This is a genomic window from Zoogloea dura, assembly GCF_012927165.1.
GTDB classification, from domain to species: domain Bacteria; phylum Pseudomonadota; class Gammaproteobacteria; order Burkholderiales; family Rhodocyclaceae; genus Zoogloea; species Zoogloea dura.
Genome location: NZ_JABBGA010000006.1, coordinates 63378 through 82053, shown reverse-complemented (window position 1 = coordinate 82053; position 18676 = coordinate 63378). Strand labels below are relative to the sequence as shown.

Here is an 18676-nt window from a genome sequence, read left to right as displayed (position 1 = left end):
AGGCATGTCGGGCTTGCGACAAAGCGTACAAGAGGGATTCAGTGCGTTCCGGGCAGGCGGGGCCGGATGCCTTCGGAGGTCGCCACGAGAATCAGCTCGGCATTGTTCTGGATGTTGAGCTTCTGCATCAGACGGGTCTTGTGGGTGGACACCGTCTTGGCGCTGAGGTGAAGCTTGTCGGCGATCTGCACCATCGAGTCACCGGAGACGATCATCTCCAGCACCTCCCGCTCCCGCGGCGACAGGATGCCCAGGCGGGCAGGCCGCTCATGCAGGGAGGTAAACACCATCTCCTCGGCCAGCTCGGACATCACGTAGCGCTTGCCGGAGGCCACCCGCCGGATGGCCTCGGCCAGGGTCGAGGGCTCGCTGTCCTTGGTGACGTAGCCGCTGGCCCCCGCGCGCAGGGCGCCAAAGGCAATCTGCGCCTCCTTGTGCATGCTCAGCACCAGGACCGGCACCTGCGGATGCCGGCTGCGGATGCACTCGATCAGCTCAACGCCGCTGAGCCCCGGCATGGTCATGTCGAGGAGGATCAGATCCACCTCCCGGCCGGCCAGGCCGGCCAGTAGCTCCTGCCCGTCAGCCGCCTCGCCGACCACCTCCATGTCGGGGAAGAGGCCGATGATCTGGCGCATGCCCTGGCGGACGACGAAATGATCGTCCGCCATCAGAATTCGGATTCGCACGGGGAAAGCCTCAATTCACTGGAATGTGTACGGACACCACCGTGCCCTCGCCGGATCTGCTGCGCACCGTCAGCTCGCCGCTCAGGCTGAGGGCCCGCTCGCGCATCCCGAGCAGGCCGAAGCCGCCGCTGTTCTGCGTGACGTCAAAGCCGCAGCCGTCGTCCCCCACCTCGAGCACCAGATGCCGGTTGATCCGGCGCAGGCGGATCCACACATGCGAGGCCGCGGCATGGCGGGCGATGTTGGTCAGTGACTCCTGGACGATGCGGAACAGGCCGGTGGCCCGATCATCGTCGGCAATCGCCACGCCGGCATCCACATCGACCAGGCAGGGCAGGCCGACATTGACCTCGAACTCACTGGACAGCCAGCGCAGGGCCGCCGCAATGCCGAGGTCCAGGGCGGCCGGCCGCAGGGTCGTGGCGATGCCCCGGACCACGCTGATGGACTGGTCCACCACCCCTTTGAGGCGGCGCGACTCGTCCACCACGCGCAGATCGTCGGCGCGCTCGCCAAGCACGGCCAGGCCCATGCGCAAGGCGGTGAGGTTCTGCCCCAGCTCATCGTGCACCTCGCGGGCCATGCGCCTGCGCTCGTCCTCCCGCACCATCTCGTGATGCGTCGCCAGCTCGCGCAGCGCCTTGCGGGAGTGTTCGATCTCGAGCTCCTTCTCCTTCATCCCGGTGATGTCCACGCCCACACCGCTCCACACCACCTGGCCGTCGATGCGCCGCGGGATGGCCCGCAGGCTCATCCAGCTGTCACGCTCGCCGCTCAAGCGCCCCACCCAGGCCAGCTCGCCGAGGCAGCGCTCGCTGTCGGCCACGGCCGCCAGGAAAGCCTGGCGGTCCTCCGGATGCAGGAATTCGATGAGGGTCCTGCCGCCGGACTCGAGCTCATCGGCATCGGCGCCGCACAGGTGGCGCACGCTGCGGCTGACATAGAGCACGCGGATCCCTCCTCCGGCCTCCCGCAGGAACTCGAAGGCGATCCCCGGCATGCTCTCCGCCATGCCCTGGAAGCGGGCATCCCGCTCCTCGATGCTGCGCTGCTGCCGACGGTATTCGGTGATGTCATGGGCCTCGGCGATCACATGGCTGATCTGGCCGCCCTCACCGGGAATGGGGCGCATGGAGAACTCGTGGAACACCCGCTCGCCGTTGCGGGCCATGGCCTGCAGTTCGAAGCGGACGCTCTCCCCCGCCGCGGCCCGGGCCACGCCCTGGCGGAGGACGTCCGGAGTGCCGTCCACCTGGGTCGCCGCCCCCATCTCCCAGATCGGCACGCCGACCACCTCGGCCGACATCAGGCCGAGGAATTCCGCGCTGCGCCGGTTGACGGCCAGGAAGCGCCCCTCCGTGTCCAGCAGGGCCGCATAGTGGAACAGGGAGTCGAACAGGGCGCGAAACCAGTTTTCGCTTTCCACCAGGGCGGTCTCGGCGGCCTTGCGCGCCGTGACATCATGCCCCGACACCTGGAAGCCTTCGAGCACCCGTCCTTCCCGGTACAGCGGCAGCATGCTCCATTGCACCCACAGGCGCCCCGCCACCGGATGGCGCATCGGCACTGTCAGCTCCATCCGGCGCGGATGCGCCGTCAGGTCCTGCAACCTGGCTTCAAACTCGCGCAGGGCCTCCGCGGTCGCCACCTGCTGGCGCATCAGTCCGTCCCAGCGCTGGCCGACGATGTTCTCCTGGGTCTCGCCATACATCTCCGCGCAGGCCCGGTTGGCGTAGGCCAGCGTGGTATCCGGCCGCCAGCGGCAGACCATGTCGCGCTGGGTGTCCAGCACCAGCCGCCGCATCTGCTCGCTCTCCCGCAACTGCCCCTCCATCTCGTACTGGCGGGAGAGGTCCTCCACATTGACGATCCGGAAGTTGACCCGGCCATCCGGCCGGTAAACCACGTTCACCTGGACGCGCACCGGAAACTCGGTGCCATCCTTGCGCAGGTGCACCGACTCGAAACAGCGCTGGCCGGCATCGTGGGCACGGGCGACATGCGCGGCCATCCCCTGGCGGACCGACGGGGCAAACACCTCCACGAAGGGACGGCCGAGCAGCGCCTCCCGCTCGTACCCGTGCATGCGGGCGAAGGCCGGGTTCAAGTCCTTCAGGAAGATCCCCTCCGCATCACTCAGCATGATCCCCGAACTGGCGCTCATGAAGACCTTCTCCCAGCACTCCAGCTCCTGCTCGCGGGTCGCCTGGTCGGTGCAGTCATCCACCGCGGCGATTACAAAGCGCTCGCCATCGATCTCGACACAGGTCAGGCGGACATCGGCGAGCAGCGAACGGCCGTCGCTGCGCCTGGCCATGCAGCGCACCTGATGGCGGCTGCCCACCACCCCGTCGCGCAGGAAGGCGCCCACCGACTCATCCTCGAAGAAGCTGGAGAGCAGGCGCTTCGCGGCCGCATCGGGCGACAGCATGAACAGCGCTTCGGCCTGGGCGTTGAGGAGCGCCACCCGGCCATCCACGGAGGCCGTCACCAGGGCCGAGGGCGCGTGGTCGAGGATCGCCTGGTACTTGCGCTGCTGCAGCCGCAGCGCCCGGGCCAGCGGGAAAGCAGCCCGGTAGAGGGCCCAGCCCCCCAGCGCGGCACACCCGCCGATCGCCCATACCGCCATCCACAGCCAGCGCAGGGCCGGCTCCATGAGCTCATCGAGATCAACCTTCTCGACAATGGCAAGTCCGCGCCCCAGGGACATATGGGCCGCCTTCACCTGCACGGCCCGATAGTCGGCGGCGATGCTCACACCGGTTTCCCCGTCGAGGGCCCGGGTGATCGGAATCGGCGCCCCCCGCACGGTCGACGGCGCCACGAAGGGCGCCGTCGAGAAGCGGCTCGACAGGCAGTGGGAACGGCCGTCGATGCGGGCGCAGTACAAGGTCTCGCCGGTGCGCCCGAAGGTGGCCGGCACGAACAGGCCCACGCCGGCGCCATTCAGCTCGGCCGCCACCGACAGGCTTCCCTTGCGGCCATCCCGGTAATGCAGCAGGCGGGTCACCACGAGCTTCGGCGATTCGTCCCAGAGCAGGCTGACGCCCTCCCATTCCGTCGCCAGGCGGTGCCCTTCCCTGACGGGTATGCCGAAGGCCCAATACCCACCCCCTTCCCGCTCCGCAATCAGGGCGGACGGCGGAGTGGTGAGCGCTGAAGCGTGGTAACGGGCCAGCAGGGTCGCACCATCGGCAGGCACCTCTCCGGCCAGCAGCCGGTCGAGGGTCGTCTCCAGGTCGCCACGGACCTGCGCCAGCCCGCGGTCGAGCCGCGATGCGTGATCGACGAGGCGGGCCAGCAGCGCTTCGTCGTAAGCTTTGAGCATGGCCCTGGCGGTCAGATTGACACCGGCCACCCCCACGCAGAGGGACGACAGCAGCACGATGCCCACGCCCATCATGGTCAAGCGCCGGTCGTCACGGTCGCGGTAAAAGGCGCACCAGTCCCCCCCGCGCAGGCCGACACCGCCCAATGCCAGCGTCAGGACGATCAAGGCCAGCGAGGTCGGCACCGGCTGTACCCGGCCATCGGACAAGCCCAGCCCGACCGTTCCCTCGCCCAGCAGGAAGCCGAGGATGTTCATCAGGGCGAGCGCCAGCACCGCCAGCGTGGCCAGCTGGGACAGCAGCGAGCGGCCCCATGCCAGCCCGCCCAGCGCCACACCGGCAAACAAGAAGGCCAGGGACGAGGCCAGGCTCAGACGGCCCGGCCACTCGGGCAGCGTCACCTTGCCATGGATCGCCGCCAGGCCCAGCATGCCATCGGCCATGAGCAGGATGGCAAGCAGCACCGCAACGAGGCGCAGGAAGGGGCGCACCGACGCGGCCGCGATGACCCCCAGCCCAGCCAGCACCAGGCCGATGCCGGCATGGGGGCCCGTCACATAGATGCCGGGCAACAGGGGCCCCAGCCAGGACAGCACCGCCAGCAGGCCGAAGAGCGCGACCAGCAGGCCACCCAGCCAGTGCATTCCTGCAAGCCGATACACGCCCTCCATGGCCGACCGCCTACTCACCCGCCTCGACCGGTACGGAGCGAGCTGCCCCGTGCCGCGCCGAGAATGCCACCGCCTCGGCCGGCGCCACCGGCCGGCTGAAGAAATACCCCTGCACGAAATCACACTCGCACTCGCGCAGGAAGGCAAGCTGCTCGGCCGTCTCCACGCCTTCGGCGACCACCTGGATATCCAGGTTGTGGGCCATCGACACGATGGCGCGGACGATCGCCGCATCGTCGGCGTTGGTCGACACCTCGTCCACAAAAGAGCGGTCGATCTTGAGCACATCCACGGGGAACTGCTTGAGATAGCCCAGCGAGGAGTAGCCGGTGCCGAAGTCGTCCACGGCGATGTTCACGCCCAGCCCCTTGATCTGGGTCAGCACCCGGGTGGTCGCCAGCGGATCGCGCATCAGCACACCTTCCGTGATCTCCAGCTCCAGCAGCTCCCCCTCCAGGGCCGCATCCGCCAGCGCGGTGCGGATCAGGCGGGCCACATCCATGTATTCGAACTGCTGGGCCGACACGTTGACCGCCACCGGCAGAACCGCCACGCCGGCATCACGCCACAGGCGGATCTGCCGGCAGGCTTCGCGGATCACCCACTCGCCCAGGTGGGCGATGAGCATGCTGCGCTCGGCGATGGGGATGAACTCGCCGGGCGACACGATGCCTCGCTGCGGATGGCGCCAGCGCACCAGGGCCTCGAAGCCCGTGACCTGGCCGGAGAGCAGCGAAACCTTGGGCTGGTACAGCAGGAACAACTCCTCGTTGCTGATGCCGTGGCGCAGATCCACCTCCATCTGCAGATCCAGGTTGAAGCGCTCGTCCATGTCCGAGGTGTAGAACTGGTAGCCGTTGCGCCCCTGCTCCTTGGCCCGGTACATGGCCACGTCGGCCTTGCGCAGCAGCTCGTCGCCATTGTCATGGTCGAAGGGGTAGACACTGACCCCCAGGCTGGCCGTGACGTAGATCTCGCGCCCGTCCACGACGATCACCCGGCCGAGGACCTGGACCATCTTGTCGACGATGCCGACCACATCGTTCACCGTGTTGAGGCCCGGCAACAGCGCGATGAACTCGTCCCCGCCCTGGCGCGCCAGGGTATCGCTGTGGCGCAGCACCTCCCGCAGGCGGCTGGCGACTTCGAGCAGCACCTGGTCGCCATGGGCATGGCCAAGGGTGTCGTTGATGCGCTTGAAGTTGTCCACGTCGAGGAAGACCACCGCCATCAGCTTGCGCTCACGCCTGGCATTGGCGATCGCCTGCTGCAGGCGGTCGCGCATCAGCAGGCGGTTGGGCATGCCGGTCAGCGCATCGTGGGTCGCCTGGAAGGACAGGCGGTCCTCCATCATCTTGCGTTCGCGGATGTCCCGCGCAACCGTGGTCCAGTACTCGAAGGCGCCATTGGCGTCCTTGTGGGTCATGATCACCTGCCAGGTGGCGATCTCTTCCCCACTGCGGCTGCGCCAGACCGTCTCGCCTTCCCACACCCCGTGCTTCTCCGCCTGGGGGAGAGCCCGGTTGCGGATGAACTGGGCCACCGACCTCGAATGGTGGTCCTCCAGGGACTCACCCGAGATGTCCTCATTGAGGCCGATGCCCAGCATGGTGCGGCCATAAGGGTTGAGGTAGAGATTGCGGCCTTCCCGGTCGGCCACCGCCACGGCATCGCCCATCCGCTCGATGATCGCCAGCAGGCGCGCGTTGTGGCTGGTCGCCTCCTTCTCCACCGAGATGTCGCTGATCATCAGCAGCAAGGGGCCCACCGTACCGTCGGCCGCATCCACCAGGGCCGCCGCCACGCGCGCCCAGCAATGCTGGCCGTCCTTGCGCAGCATCTTCAGCTCTGCCGAATACAGGGGCAGCCGGCCCTCGCACAGGGCGAGGATGTCCCGCGCCACGTTCAGGCGCTGCTCCACCGGGAAAAGACTGTTCAGGGCAAGCTGCTCCAGCTCACCCGGCGCATAGCCGAGCAGTTCGCCGAGGAAGGTGTTCACCCGCAGGACCACTCCGTTGCAGTCCACGAAGGCCATGCCGGTCGGGAAGTCATCGAAGGCGTGGCGGAAGATCCGCTCGCTCTTTTCCAGTGCCTTCTGCAGCGCCCGCTGGTGGCTCACATCCCGGGTGATCCCCCGGTAGCCCATGAAGCGCCCATCCTGCTCGAAGTAGGGTGCCGCGTTGGTCTCCACCACGCGCAGCTCGCCGGAGCTGGCGCGGTTGGTGTGATCCATATGCAGCAGCGGCTCGCGGCGGACCACGATCTCGCGGACCAACGGGCTGAGCTGGGCCGCATCCGCCTCGGTCATGAACGAGAACAGGCTGCGCCCCACCACCTCCTCGGGCCGATAACCCAGCAGATCCCGGACCCGCTGACTCGAATAGGTGATGGCGCCAGCCGGATCCATCTCCCACACCCAGTCCGCCGAGTTGTCGAGGAAGCTGCGCACCCGCAGCTCGCTCTCCCGCAGCTGGCGGGTCATGCGCACACGCTCGCCGACGTCACGCATGGTGGCGATGACACAGCGCCGCCCATCGAGGACCACCGGACTGAGGGCGATATCCACCGGAAACTCGCTACCGTCGCGGCGCCGTGCATACAGCTCCTGGCCGCCCGCCATGCTGCGGCTCAGCGGCGCCGCCATATAGCCCATGACCTTCTCCCGGTGGGAACCCCGGAAGCGCTCCGGCAGCAGCACATCGATGGGCAGCCCCCGGACATGCTCTTCCTCATACCCGGTCAGCCCGCTGAAGTGCGGATTCACGCGCAGGATCTCGCCCGTCTCCCCCACCAGGATCACGCCATCCGGAGACGACATGAACATCGCCTCCATCTCCTCGCCCTTCCTCGCCGCAACCTGCTCGGCCTCGATGAGGCGACGGTGAGGCTCGCGGATCATGCCGCCGATCAAGGTGCGGTACAGCACGAAATAACCCACCACCTTGTAGAGGTGGCCCATCAGGATGAACACATCGTTGCTGCGGGTGTACGCAACGAAGCACCACTCACTGGCGATCAGGGTCAGCACCGCGGTGATCATTCCCTCGCGGGCATACGGCGCCGGGGTGCTGCCGCGCCGCAGCTCCTGGAGCAGCACCAGGCACAGGATGGCGATGACGAGGTACTCGACGCCGATCTTGATGCGCGTCAGCCCCCCATCCCAGAAGATCCCGGGATAGGCCTCGGCCAGCATGGCCACGCTGGGGATCAGCAGCGCCGCCGACGCCAGCACCGCCACCAGCATGCTCCGCTGCAGGCGCGCGCTGCCCTGCTTCGACCAGTCCAGCGAGACGCTGATGAACAAGCCCACCGCCATCACCAGGCGGCCGGCCAGCCAGAAGGCGATCGACTTGGCATCCTGGTTGCGGGTCAGCCAGTCCGGCATACCGGGGAAGGACAACAAGTGGGCCATGTCGAGCAGGGCCACCAGCAGGAACAGCCCCCCCACATGGGCTCCGGCCATCGAACCGTTGAGCACCAACGCATTGCGCCCGACCATGAAGACCATCGCCGACACCGTCACGGCCAGGATCTCGAGGACAGAGTGGAGCGCAACCCAGCCGGGTCCGAGCGAAAAGGAGGCCGGCATGAAGAACAGAACGGCCACCAGGCCGATGCCCCAGCCCAGCGTCCATTGCCGCAGCGTCGAGAAGAAAAGGCGCAGAGGTGTGACCTGCATGGGCGGGTTCATGATGGAGTCAAAAGATTGAAAAGTGAATTTCCGTCACCGGAAGGCCCCGGAAAGTACCACTGTTCCCAGTAAGGGAATGAGTTCCATTTGCTGGGAAACCGGAAAATCTCCGCACTGCATCAAATTTGCCGCCGCCCTGCCCGGGGCCGCACCGGGCTGACACCAATACCGAGAATGCCGGCGGCCACCGGAACCCGATCATCACGGCACACCAGCCAGACCATGCAGGCCTCCGCGAAGCCTGCCGGCAGCTTCTCCGGGTAAGCCCTGAAGCGCGCCATGAGGTGGAGGACACCATCCTGCCCCGGCCCCCTCTCCAGGCACAGGCGGCCATCCGTCATGCCATGCAGATGGCAGCGGATCGCCAGGCCACGCCGGAGATCAGGACGCCAGCCAGGAAGAGCGCCGGAACCCCGGGCAAGGGCGGGATGCGGAAACGGACAGGGCGAGCGGAGAGTCGGATGAACATCGGCGAGATCAGTTCGGCGGCCTGACCCGATTGTCCTTCCCTGCCCGAAACGGGGGATATCAGCGGAGCCGGATTCGGCGCCGGGCATTCCCTGACAGGGATTAGGGTTTTCCTGACAGCGCATCGATCAGGCCCTGCTCGACGCGGCCCGGCGCTCCCGGCGTCCGCCGCCTCGCGGCAGCGGGCGGGCCACGCACAGGCCCCTGCCTTCAGGCCCGGGCCACTTCCACCCGGTTGCGCCCTGCGGCCTTGGCGCGGTAGAGCGCAGAGTCGGCGGCGGCCATCAGCGCAGTGACATCGATGGCCGGGCTGCTGCCGGCCGCCACGCCGATGCTCACCGTCACCGGCGGGGAGTGGCCGCCCAGCTCCTGCACCACGGCCTGGCGGATCTTCTCCGCCACCAGGGCCATCTGCTCGAGGGTGGTGTTGGTGGCGATGGCGATGAACTCCTCGCCACCCCAGCGGCACACCATGTCGGAGCCGCGCACCGCGCCCTTGATCACCTGCCCGACCTGGCGCAGCACCTGGTCGCCGGACAGATGGCCGTAGATGTCGTTGATCGCCTTGAAGTTGTCGATGTCGATGAAGGCCAGCCCGAGGGGCAGGCCCAGGCGCTGGCACAGCTCGACCTGGGACTTGAGGAAGATCGTGCCCTGGCGCCGGTTGGCCAGGCCGGTGAGCATGTCGCTGGAGGCCAGGGCCTGCAACTGCAGCTCAAGCTGCTTGCGATCGCTGACGTCCTGCACCATGCCCACCACCCGTACCGGCTGGCCGTCGGGCCCGCATTCGCAAACGCGGCCCCGGTCATGCACCCACAGGTAATGGCCATTGCGGTTGCGGATGCGGTATTCCGCCTCGTAGCGGGCGCGCTTGCCTTCGAGGTGCTCCTGCAGCACCGCCATCACCCGGGCCCTGTCCTCCGGGTGCACATTGCTGCTCCAGGTTTCCAGCACCGGCTCCATCTCGTCCGGGCCATAGCCCAGCATGCGCTTGAGCTGCGGGCTGAAGAACAGGGTGCTGGTGGGCACCTCCCAGTCCCACAGCCCGTCGGTGGCCTCGTTGAGGGCGAACCACAACTGCTTCTCGCGCCGGTTGGCATCCACCTCCTGGGCCACCCGATTGGTGATGTCGCGGGCGATCGACAGGAAATAGCTGCGCCCGTCGAGCTCGAAGTGGGTGGTATTGACCTCCACCTCCACCTCGTGGCCCTGCTGGTGACGGTGGCGGCCGAGAAAGCGGAAGCACTCGCTGCTGCGGATCGCCGCGGCGATCTCCGACCACTGGGGCAGCCCGTGCACATCCTTCTGCAGGCTGAGGACGCTGTGATCGAGCACCTCGTCGCGGCTAAGGCCGAGGCTCTCCCAGGATTTGCGGTTGCCCCAGACGATCCGGGACGTCTCCGGGTCGATCAGGTAGGCCGCATCGGCGAGCTGATCGAAGAGCGCTTCGGCGGCAGGCAGCCGCGGAGCGCCGGCTTGAGGTGAGGGTTCGGCATCGGCCATGGCGGGATGAGCAGACTCGGGCGATATGACTATCGGGTCCGCAAGTATACCCCTGGCACCCGCCCCTTCCGCCATATTCGGCAGGCCCGCCGCCGGCGCAGCGGGCCCGGGCAATCAGAAACGCCGCACCTCGATGTCGAACTTCTGCAGCGCGTAGCCCATCTGCCGCGGGGTGATGTTGAGCAGCCGCGCGGCCTTGGCCTGCACCCAGCCGCTGCGCTCCATGGCCCAGATCAGGCGCTCCTTCTCACCGTCCGGCATGTCATCACCGAACTGGCGGGCCGGCGCGGCGGCATTGCTGCGGTGGGGCATCTCGGGCACCGGCACCGACACCTCGAAAACGCCCGACACCGCCTTGATCGGCGCCACCGCGTCGTCCTTGTCCACGTTGTGCAGGGTCTGGGTCAGGCAGCGGCTGGTCTGGCAGGGGAAATGCACCTCGGTGATGGCCTCGCCACGGGCCATCGTGGCGGTGCGCTCGATACAGTTCTCGAGCTCACGCACATTGCCCGGCCAGTAACAGTTGACCAAGACCTTGAGCGCCTCCGAAGTCACCTTGAGATCGCGGCCGTTCTCCTGGTTGTAGCGATCCATGAAGAAGGCGATCAAGGGCGGGATGTCCTCCCGGCGTTCGCGCAGCGGCGGCAGGAAGAGGCTGACCACATTGATCCGGTAATACAGGTCGGCGCGGAACTCGCCGGCCGCCACCATCTTCTCGAGGTTGCGGTTGGTGGCGAAGACCAGGCGCACATCCACCTTGATCGAACGGGTGCCGCCCACCCGCTCGAACTCCCGCTCCTGCAGCACGCGCAGCAGCTTGGCCTGGAAGGCCGGGGAGATGTCGCCGATCTCGTCGAGGAACAGGGTGCCCTTGTCGGCCATCTCGAAGCGCCCCTTGCGCTCGCCGACGGCGCCGGTGAAGCTGCCCTTCTCGTGGCCGAAGAGTTCCGACTCCAGCAGGCTCTCGGTGAGGGCCGCACAGTTCACCTTGACGAAGGGCGCGTCCTTGCGCGGCGACAGATTGTGCAGAGCGCGGGCAATCACCTCCTTGCCGGTGCCGCTCTCCCCACGCAGCAGCACGGTGGAGCGTGACGGCCCGGCCTGGTGCACCTCGGCGAAGACATCCTGCATGCGCTTCGACACGCCGATCACATTGTCCAGGCGGAAGCGCCCTTTCAGCTCCTGGCGCAGGCGCCGCGTCTCGCTGATCAGCTGGTTGCGCTCCTCCACCACCGTGCGCTGCAGGGCCAGCGCCTGGCCGACCAGGCTGGCCACCATGGTCAGCAGGCGCACGTCCTCGTTGAAACCGCCGCTGCCGTGGCTGCCGCTGACGCGGTCGATGGTGATGACCCCCACCACCGTCTTGGCAATGCGGATCGGCATGCCCACCAGGGCAATGCGCTCACCGTCCACGGAATCCAGGGCGCCGGTACGGTTGAGGAAGAAAGGCTCGGCGGCGAGGTCCTGCACCACGGCGGGCATGCCGCTGGTGTACACCTTGCCGATGATGCCCTCCCCCGGGCGATAGTGGCCCGCGTCGTACTCCTCGGGGCTCAGGCCGGCCGCTGCCAGCAGGTGGAGATCAGCCTTGTCCTCGCTGTCGGTGATGATCATGCAGCGCCGGTAGCCCATGTTATTGGCCAGCACATTGAGGGCTTCGCGGCAGGTCTTCCCCACGTCGAGGCTGGAAGTCAGGATCTTGCTGATCTCGTAGATGGTAGCGAGCTCGGTCTGAGCCCGCACATGCAGAACCGCGTTCATCGCGAGACTCCTTCAAGCAGGTTCAGGTCTGTCAGGGGCGAACCGGATTGCCTGAATGTCGCACCGGCCCGCATGGCTGGAAACCAAGCAAGGCTTATACCTAGAAGCGCCATGGTTATTTCGTATCAGGCCCGCCGCACAAGCCATTGATTTAGCGGAAGGGAGCTCGCGGGGCGCGTATTCCAGGCCCGCCGGCGCAGCTTCGAGGCGGCCCGCCGACAGCCCTTTACGGGGCTCCACGCTTCATCCTGGTGCATTGCCGGCCTCGCCCTGTGTGGAATCTGACAAAGGTGACAAAGCCCTCGCCGACATCCCGATGATGCAATACGACAAAAGCGACAATCCTTATAAATCAAAGCCCTGCACACACCCTGCAGCTTGGCACCGAAGTTGCTGGAGTCCTCCGCAAAAGCCCCCCACGCGGAGAACAAGACCCATGACGACCCAACCGATCTATCTCGACTACGCAGCGACGACCCCGGTGGACGCCCGGGTTGCCGCCAAGATGATTCCCTACCTCACCGAGCTCTTCGGCAACCCTGCCAGCCGCTCCCATGCCTACGGCTGGGCGGCCGAGGAAGCCGTTGAAATCGCCCGCGAACAGGTTGCCGCGCTGGTTGGCGCCGACCCCAAGGAGATTGTCTGGACCTCCGGCGCCACGGAGTCCAACAACCTCGCCATCAAGGGTGCTGCGCGCTTCCATGCCGGCCGTGGCAAGCACCTGATCACACCGCGGACCGAGCATAAGTCAGTGCTCGACACCTGCCGCGAACTCGAGCGGGAAGGTTTCGAAGTCACCTACCTGGATGTCGAAAGTGACGGCCTGATCGACCTCGACAAACTCACCGCGGCGATCCGTCCGGACACCATCCTCATCTCCACCATGCTGGTGAACAACGAGATCGGGGTGATCCAGGACGTGGCCGCCATCGGCGCCCTGTGCCGCGCCAGGGGCATCATCTACCACGTGGATGCGGCCCAGGCCGCCGGCAAGGTGGAGATCGACCTGTCCGCCACGCCGATCGACCTGCTCTCCCTGTCGGCCCACAAGACCTACGGCCCCAAGGGCATCGGCGCCCTGTACGTGCGGCGCAAGCCGCGGGTGCGCCTGGAGGCCCTGATCCACGGCGGCGGCCACGAGCGCGGCCTGCGTTCGGGCACCCTGCCGACCCATCAGATCGTCGGCATGGGCGAAGCCTACGCCCTGGCCCGCGGCAGCATGAGCACCGAGAACGAACGCATCCGCTGGCTGCGCGACCGCCTGTGGGCGGGCCTCTCCGCCATGGAGGAGGTGTACCTCAACGGCAACATCGATGCCCGTGTGCCCCACAACCTGAACGTCAGCTTCAACTATGTGGAAGGCGAATCCCTGCTGATGGGCATCAAGCAGCTGGCGGTGTCCTCCGGCTCGGCCTGCACCTCGGCCAGCCTCGAGCCTTCCTACGTGCTGCGCGCCCTGGGCCGCAGCGACGAGCTGGCGCACAGCTCCATCCGCTTCTCGATCGGCCGCTTCACCACCCAGGCCGAGGTGGACACCACCATCGCCCTGGTCACCGAAGCGGTCGCCAAGCTCCGCGAACTCTCGCCCCTGTGGGAGATGGTGCGCGAAGGCATCGACCTGGAAAGCATCCAGTGGGCGTCCCACTGAACGCCCCCAACGACCGAAACCCCGGAGATACAACATGGCCTACAGCGAAAAAGTCATCGAGCATTACGAAAACCCCCGCAACGTCGGCAGCTTCGGCAAGGAAGACGAGGACGTGGGCACCGGCATGGTCGGCGCGCCGGCCTGCGGCGACGTGATGCGCCTGCAGATCAAGGTATCCGCCGACGGCATCATCGAGGACGCCAAGTTCAAGACCTACGGCTGCGGCTCGGCCATCGCCTCGAGCTCGCTGGTCACCGAATGGGTCAAGGGCAAGACGCTCAGCGAAGCCCTCGACATCAAGAACACCGAGATCGCCGAAGAGCTGGCCCTGCCGCCGGTCAAGATCCACTGCTCGATCCTCGCCGAGGACGCGATCAAGGCCGCCGTGGCCGACTATCGCGCCAAGCACGGCAGCACCACCGAAACCGAAACCGCCATCTGCGCCCCCGTCGCCCCCTGAGGAGCCCACGCCATGAACACCACCGTTACCGAAATGCCCGCCTCCGTCATCTTCACCCCGGCTGCTGCCGGCAAGGTGGCCGAACTGATCGCCGAGGAAGGCAACACCGCCCTCAAGCTGCGCGTGTATGTGAGCGGCGGCGGCTGCTCCGGCTTCCAGTACGGCTTTTCCTTCGACGAAGTGGCCAACGAAGACGACATGAGCATCGTGCAATCGGGCGTCACCCTGCTGATCGACTCCATGAGCACCCAATACCTGATGGGCGCCGAGATCGATTACGAAGACGGCCTGGAAGGTTCCCGCTTCGTCATCCGCAATCCCAACGCCACCAGCACCTGTGGCTGCGGCAGCTCCTTCTCCATGTAAGGCCGGGCCCGCCCCGCCCCGATCCGAAAGGAAGCCAGCATGAGCATCACCGTCACCGAGAAGGCCGCGCGCCACATCCAGAAAACCCTCGACAAGCGCGGCAAGGGCTTCGGCCTGCGCCTCGCCGTCAAGACCAGCGGCTGCTCCGGCATGGCCTACGCCCTGGAGTTTGCCGACGAAAGCCTGCCCGAAGACCTGGTCTTCGAGTGCGCCGGCGTCAAGCTGCTGGTGGACCCGCGCAGCCTGCCCTACCTGGATGGCACCGAACTGGACTTCGTCCGCGAGGGCCTCAACGAGGGCTTCAAGTTCAACAACCCGAACGCCAAGGCCGAATGCGGCTGCGGCGAGAGCTTTGCCGTCTGAATCAGCCTAAAAGGGAGAGACCATCATGGCGCTGCTGCAAATCGCCGAACCGGGGCTGGCCGCCGCCCCTCACCAGCACCGCCTGGCTGTCGGGATCGACCTCGGCACCACCAACTCCCTCGTGGCCACGGTGGCCAGCGGCCTCGCCAAGGCCCTGCCCGACGCCGACGGCCACGCCCTGCTGCCCTCGGTGGTGTGTTACGCCGCCGATGAGCGGATCGTCGGCCGCGCCGCACGCGCCGGCCAGGCCGACGATCCGCTCAACACCATCGCCTCGGTCAAGCGCCTGATGGGCCGCTCCCTCGCCGATGCCGACGCGACGATGCGCAGCCACTACCAGCTGAGCGACGGCCCCGGCATGGTCGGCATCGAGACCCGCGCCGGCCGCAAGACCCCGGTGGAAGTCTCAGCCGACATCCTGCGGGCCCTGCGCGAGCGGGCCGAAGCCAGCCTCGGCGGCGAACTCACCGGTGCCGTCATCACCGTACCGGCCTATTTCGACGACGCCCAGCGTCAGGCCACCAAGGATGCCGCCCGCCTGGCAGGATTGAACGTATTGCGCCTGCTCAACGAGCCCACCGCCGCGGCCATTGCCTACGGCCTCGACAACGCGGCAGAAGGCACCTACGCGGTGTACGACCTGGGCGGCGGCACCTTCGACATCTCCATCCTCAAGCTCACCCGCGGCGTCTTCGAAGTGCTCGCCACCAATGGCGATCCGGCCCTCGGCGGCGACGACTTCGACCAACGCCTCGCCGTATGGCTGAAAACCCAGGCCGGATTGCCCGCCGAACTGCCCATCGAGGATGAAAGGCGCATCCTGGCCCTGGCCCGCAGCACCAAGGAAAGCCTCTCCGCCGTAGAACAGACCCTCGCCAGCGCCACCCTGGGTGACGGCCAGGTGATACGCGTGGCGGTCACCCGCGCCCAGTTCATCGAGCTCACCGCCGAGCTGGTCTCGCGCAGCCTGCGCCCGGTACGCAAGGCCTTGCGTGACGCCGGCCTCGGCGTGGAGGACGTCAAGGGCGTGGTGATGGTCGGCGGCTCCACCCGCATGCCCCACGTGCAGGCGGCAGTGGCCTCCCTGTTCGGCACGGCGCCGCTCAACAACCTCGACCCTGACCAAGTGGTGGCCCTGGGTGCCGCCATGCAGGCCGATGTGCTGGCCGGCAACCGCAAATCCGGCAGCGAGGCCGACTGGTTGCTGCTCGACGTGTGCCCGCTGTCGCTCGGCCTGGAGACCATGGGTGGCCTGGTGGAAAAGATCGTGCCGCGCAACAGCACCATCCCCACCGCCCGCGCCCAGGACTTCACCACCTACAAGGATGGCCAGACCGCGATGAGCGTGCATGTGGTGCAGGGCGAGCGCGAGATCGTCTCCGAATGCCGCTCCCTGGCCCGCTTCACCTTGCGCGGCATCCCGCCCATGGTGGCCGGTGCCGCGCGCATCCGCGTCACCTTCCAGATCGACGCAGACGGCCTCCTGTCGGTCACCGCCCGGGAACAGACCAGCGGTGTCGAGGCCCACGTGGAGGTGAAGCCCTCCTACGGCCTGGGTGACGGCGAAGTGGCGCGCATGCTCCTCGATGCCTACGGCAGCGGCGAGATCGACGCCGCCACGCGCATGCTGCGCGAGGCCCAGGTGGAAGCCCGCCGCCTGATCGACGCCACCGAAGCGGCGCTGGCCAGCGATGGCGCGGCGCTGCTCTCGCCGCCGGAGCGGGACACCCTGCAGAAGGCCATCTTCGCCCTCGCCGAACTGCTGGAAACCGACGAAGGCGACACGCGCAAGATCCGCGCCGCCACCGACGCCCTCAACACTGCCAGCGGCGACTTTGCCGCCCGCCGCATGGATGCCAGCATCAAGCGGGCCCTGGCCGGCCGCAGCCTGGAGACCATCTGATGCCCACCGTCCGCGTGCTGCCCCACCCACACCTGTGCCCGACCGGCGTGAACTTCGAGTCCAAGCCCGGCCAGTCCCTGTGCGATGCGCTGCTGGCCGCCGGCGTGCCCCTGGAACACGCCTGCGAAAAGGTGGCGGCCTGTGCCACCTGCCATGTCTACATCCGCCAGGGCGGCGCCAGCGTGCCGCCGAGCAATGATCTGGAAGAAGACCAGCTGGATTCGGCCTGGGCCCTGCAGGCCGACTCGCGCCTGGCCTGTTGCGTCAAGCTCGGCGACACCGACCTGTTGATCGAGATCCCCAAGCACTCCCGCAACCACGCCCGCGAACACGGCTGACCGGCGCGGCCCCCAAGGAAGGCGGCGGGCCGCCCCGGGCTTTCCTGAACGCCCCTCACGGGCCTGTGGTGGCGAAACCCCGCCGTGGGGTGACTCACCCGCCGCCGCAGGATTCAGCGCGCGCTGCCGGCGAGCCTGTCTGCGCCGACGATACGCGTACCCGGCCCGAAGCCCTTCTGCTTGAACCAGCCCAGGTTCATCTCCAGGGCAAAGCGGGCCGGCTTGGCCGCGCAGTGGTTGGTCTCCGTCTGGGGCTGCATGTCCTCAATGTTGAGGATGCGCCCCTCCTCGTCCATGAAAGCCACCGACAGCGGCAGCAGGGTGTTCTTCATCCACATGCAATGGCGCTGCGCCTCGGTGAACACAAAGAGCATGCCGTGATTGGCCGCCATGCTGCGGCGCTGCATCAAGCCCACCATCCGGTTGTCCGGGGTCGCCGCCACCTCCGCCTCGATCCGGAACATCCCCGCCCCCAACTCAGTCACCGGCATGGCCGCCTGGGCGTCGGCACGGGAGATCGGGGCAAGCAGGCAAGCAGCAGCAAGGACGGACAGCAGCGGGCGGGGCAGAAACATGATGCAGACTCGGGTGAAGGATGGACGCCACGAACTTAGCACGAAATACCTTGCGGCTTCCCTGCGGCATGCTGCCGGGCCAAGGACGTCCGCGGGGGCGGGCTTCAGCCTGCCGGCCCCGCATGACGACTCGTGGGCGGCTGAAGCCGCTCCAGCAGCCGCGGAATTGAGTTCCGGCAGCGCGTATCTCAATTCCGGGGGCCCGGATGTCAATTCCGGGGTGCCGGATGTCAATCACGCGGGGCTGGATGTCACATCCTGGACTCGTTAACTCAGTTAACGGGATGCGTAATTGAGTTAACGGGTCCAGGAAGTCAGTTAACGGAAGCCGGATGTGAGTTAACGGGTGGCGGATGTCTGTTAACGGAGCGCGTATGTCTGTTAACGGCAGGCGGATGTCAGTTAAGCGGTGGCGTAACTGAGTAAAGCCGGCGCGTGATGGGCCTGTCGGAATTTTTGTGTTTAAGGCGGGTTTTGGGCTGCGGGTCGGCTTTCCGTTGTTTTGCGTTGAGTTGGCCGGGATTTCGCCCCGGCAGGCGACCCCTTTCTTTGCGTCGCCAAAGAAAGGGGGAAAGAAAGGCGACCCGGCTTCCCCGGTCGTTCGCGTTGCGAACGACTCCCCTGCGCTGCTCGCATCGGGCGGCCGGCGCGGAACTCGTCGGCTGCGCCTCCTCAGACAGCCGCGCCGGAAGGCCCCGCCCGATACTCCGCTGCTCGGCGGGTCAGAACGGGCTTTTCGCAAACACCGCGCGTTTGCTGAAGCAGGGCTCGATGATCAACGCAAAAGCAAACCCCAACGTCTCGCAGCCACCGGCTCTTCCGCAGAGGCTCGGTGCTTGCTGAAAGCCCGTTCCGACCCGCCGAGCAGCGCAGCGGCAGGCGGGGAAGTCCGGCGCGGTTGTCTGAGCCCG

General features: G+C 67.1%; 13 protein-coding genes. 6 read left to right on the top strand and 7 right to left on the bottom strand.

The genetic code is table 11. The annotated features are described in order from the left end of the window. Positions 1 to 38: 38 nt before the first annotated feature. From HHL15_RS09530 to nifA, 6 genes are all read right to left on the bottom strand, one after another. Positions 39 to 671: a response regulator gene (locus HHL15_RS09530; RefSeq protein ID WP_169145533.1), complete on the bottom strand. Its 633-nt coding sequence runs from the start codon at positions 669 to 671 to the stop codon at positions 39 to 41. Between the two features lie 28 nt (positions 672 to 699). Then, positions 700 to 4662: a PAS domain S-box protein gene (locus HHL15_RS09525; RefSeq protein ID WP_169145532.1), complete on the bottom strand. Its 3963-nt coding sequence runs from the start codon at positions 4660 to 4662 to the stop codon at positions 700 to 702. Between the two features lie 37 nt (positions 4663 to 4699). Further along, positions 4700 to 8368 carry a bifunctional diguanylate cyclase/phosphodiesterase gene (locus HHL15_RS09520; protein ID WP_169145531.1) on the bottom strand — a complete coding sequence of 1223 codons (3669 nt, stop codon included), beginning with the start codon at positions 8366 to 8368 and terminating at the stop codon, positions 4700 to 4702. 131 nt (positions 8369 to 8499) lie between these two features. After that, positions 8500 to 8721 carry a hypothetical protein gene (locus HHL15_RS09515; RefSeq protein ID WP_169145530.1) on the bottom strand — a complete coding sequence of 74 codons (222 nt, stop codon included), beginning with the start codon at positions 8719 to 8721 and terminating at the stop codon, positions 8500 to 8502. Positions 8722 to 9058: 337 nt separating this feature from the next. Next, positions 9059 to 10351, bottom strand: coding sequence for a sensor domain-containing diguanylate cyclase (locus tag HHL15_RS09510; RefSeq protein ID WP_169145529.1), 1293 nt, complete (start codon positions 10349 to 10351; stop codon positions 9059 to 9061). 114 nt (positions 10352 to 10465) lie between these two features. After that, a complete protein-coding gene (gene nifA, locus HHL15_RS09505) occupies positions 10466 to 12112 on the bottom strand; it encodes a nif-specific transcriptional activator NifA (RefSeq protein WP_169145528.1) in 1647 nt (548 codons plus the stop codon). 436 nt (positions 12113 to 12548) lie between these two features. On the opposite strand from nifA, the gene HHL15_RS09500 reads away from it, so the two are divergent. From HHL15_RS09500 to fdx, 6 genes are read left to right on the top strand one after another with little or no spacing between them, the layout of a single operon-like run. Continuing rightward, the gene (locus HHL15_RS09500) at positions 12549 to 13760 is read left to right on the top strand and encodes an IscS subfamily cysteine desulfurase (RefSeq protein WP_169145527.1); all 1212 of its coding nucleotides are present in this window, start codon (positions 12549 to 12551) and stop codon (positions 13758 to 13760) included. Between the two features lie 34 nt (positions 13761 to 13794). After that, a complete protein-coding gene (iscU, locus tag HHL15_RS09495; RefSeq protein WP_169145526.1) occupies positions 13795 to 14220 on the top strand; it encodes a Fe-S cluster assembly scaffold IscU in 426 nt (141 codons plus the stop codon). 12 nt (positions 14221 to 14232) lie between these two features. Next, a complete protein-coding gene (gene erpA, locus HHL15_RS09490) occupies positions 14233 to 14586 on the top strand; it encodes an iron-sulfur cluster insertion protein ErpA (RefSeq protein WP_169145525.1) in 354 nt (117 codons plus the stop codon). Positions 14587 to 14625: 39 nt separating this feature from the next. After that, positions 14626 to 14949 (top strand): iron-sulfur cluster assembly protein IscA, encoded by a 324-nt coding sequence (gene iscA, locus HHL15_RS09485; protein WP_169145524.1) that lies wholly within the window; start codon positions 14626 to 14628, stop codon positions 14947 to 14949. A gap of 25 nt (positions 14950 to 14974) precedes the next feature. Next, the gene (gene hscA, locus HHL15_RS09480) at positions 14975 to 16852 is read left to right on the top strand and encodes a Fe-S protein assembly chaperone HscA (RefSeq protein ID WP_169145523.1); all 1878 of its coding nucleotides are present in this window, start codon (positions 14975 to 14977) and stop codon (positions 16850 to 16852) included. Further along, on the top strand, positions 16852 to 17190 hold the full coding sequence (fdx, locus tag HHL15_RS09475) for an ISC system 2Fe-2S type ferredoxin (RefSeq protein WP_169145522.1): 339 nt from the start codon (positions 16852 to 16854) through the stop codon (positions 17188 to 17190). Before hscA ends, fdx begins: the two co-directional genes overlap by 1 nt. 113 nt (positions 17191 to 17303) lie before the next feature. On the opposite strand, the gene HHL15_RS09470 is transcribed toward fdx, so the two are convergent. Beyond that, positions 17304 to 17765, bottom strand: a complete 462-nt coding sequence (locus HHL15_RS09470) for a DUF192 domain-containing protein (protein ID WP_169145521.1) — start codon at positions 17763 to 17765, stop codon at positions 17304 to 17306. Positions 17766 to 18676 lie beyond the last annotated feature (911 nt).

Bases quoted from the DNA above. Each gene is read 5' to 3' on its own strand.
- HHL15_RS09520 (WP_169145531.1), bottom strand. From the start codon at position 8,368: ATGCAGGTCACACCTCTGCGCCTTTTCTTCTCGACGCTGCGGCAATGG.
- HHL15_RS09500 (WP_169145527.1), top strand. From the start codon at position 12,549: ATGACGACCCAACCGATCTATCTCGACTACGCAGCGACGACCCCGGTG.
- HHL15_RS09510 (WP_169145529.1), bottom strand. From the start codon at position 10,351: ATGGCCGATGCCGAACCCTCACCTCAAGCCGGCGCTCCGCGGCTGCCT.
- erpA (WP_169145525.1), top strand. From the start codon at position 14,233: ATGAACACCACCGTTACCGAAATGCCCGCCTCCGTCATCTTCACCCCG.
- HHL15_RS09470 (WP_169145521.1), bottom strand. From the start codon at position 17,765: ATGTTTCTGCCCCGCCCGCTGCTGTCCGTCCTTGCTGCTGCTTGCCTG.
- HHL15_RS09525 (WP_169145532.1), bottom strand. From the start codon at position 4,662: ATGCACTGGCTGGGTGGCCTGCTGGTCGCGCTCTTCGGCCTGCTGGCG.
- hscA (WP_169145523.1), top strand. From the start codon at position 14,975: ATGGCGCTGCTGCAAATCGCCGAACCGGGGCTGGCCGCCGCCCCTCAC.
- HHL15_RS09530 (WP_169145533.1), bottom strand. From the start codon at position 671: ATGGCGGACGATCATTTCGTCGTCCGCCAGGGCATGCGCCAGATCATC.
- HHL15_RS09515 (WP_169145530.1), bottom strand. From the start codon at position 8,721: ATGACGGATGGCCGCCTGTGCCTGGAGAGGGGGCCGGGGCAGGATGGT.
- iscA (WP_169145524.1), top strand. From the start codon at position 14,626: ATGAGCATCACCGTCACCGAGAAGGCCGCGCGCCACATCCAGAAAACC.
- fdx (WP_169145522.1), top strand. From the start codon at position 16,852: ATGCCCACCGTCCGCGTGCTGCCCCACCCACACCTGTGCCCGACCGGC.
- iscU (WP_169145526.1), top strand. From the start codon at position 13,795: ATGGCCTACAGCGAAAAAGTCATCGAGCATTACGAAAACCCCCGCAAC.
- nifA (WP_169145528.1), bottom strand. From the start codon at position 12,112: ATGAACGCGGTTCTGCATGTGCGGGCTCAGACCGAGCTCGCTACCATC.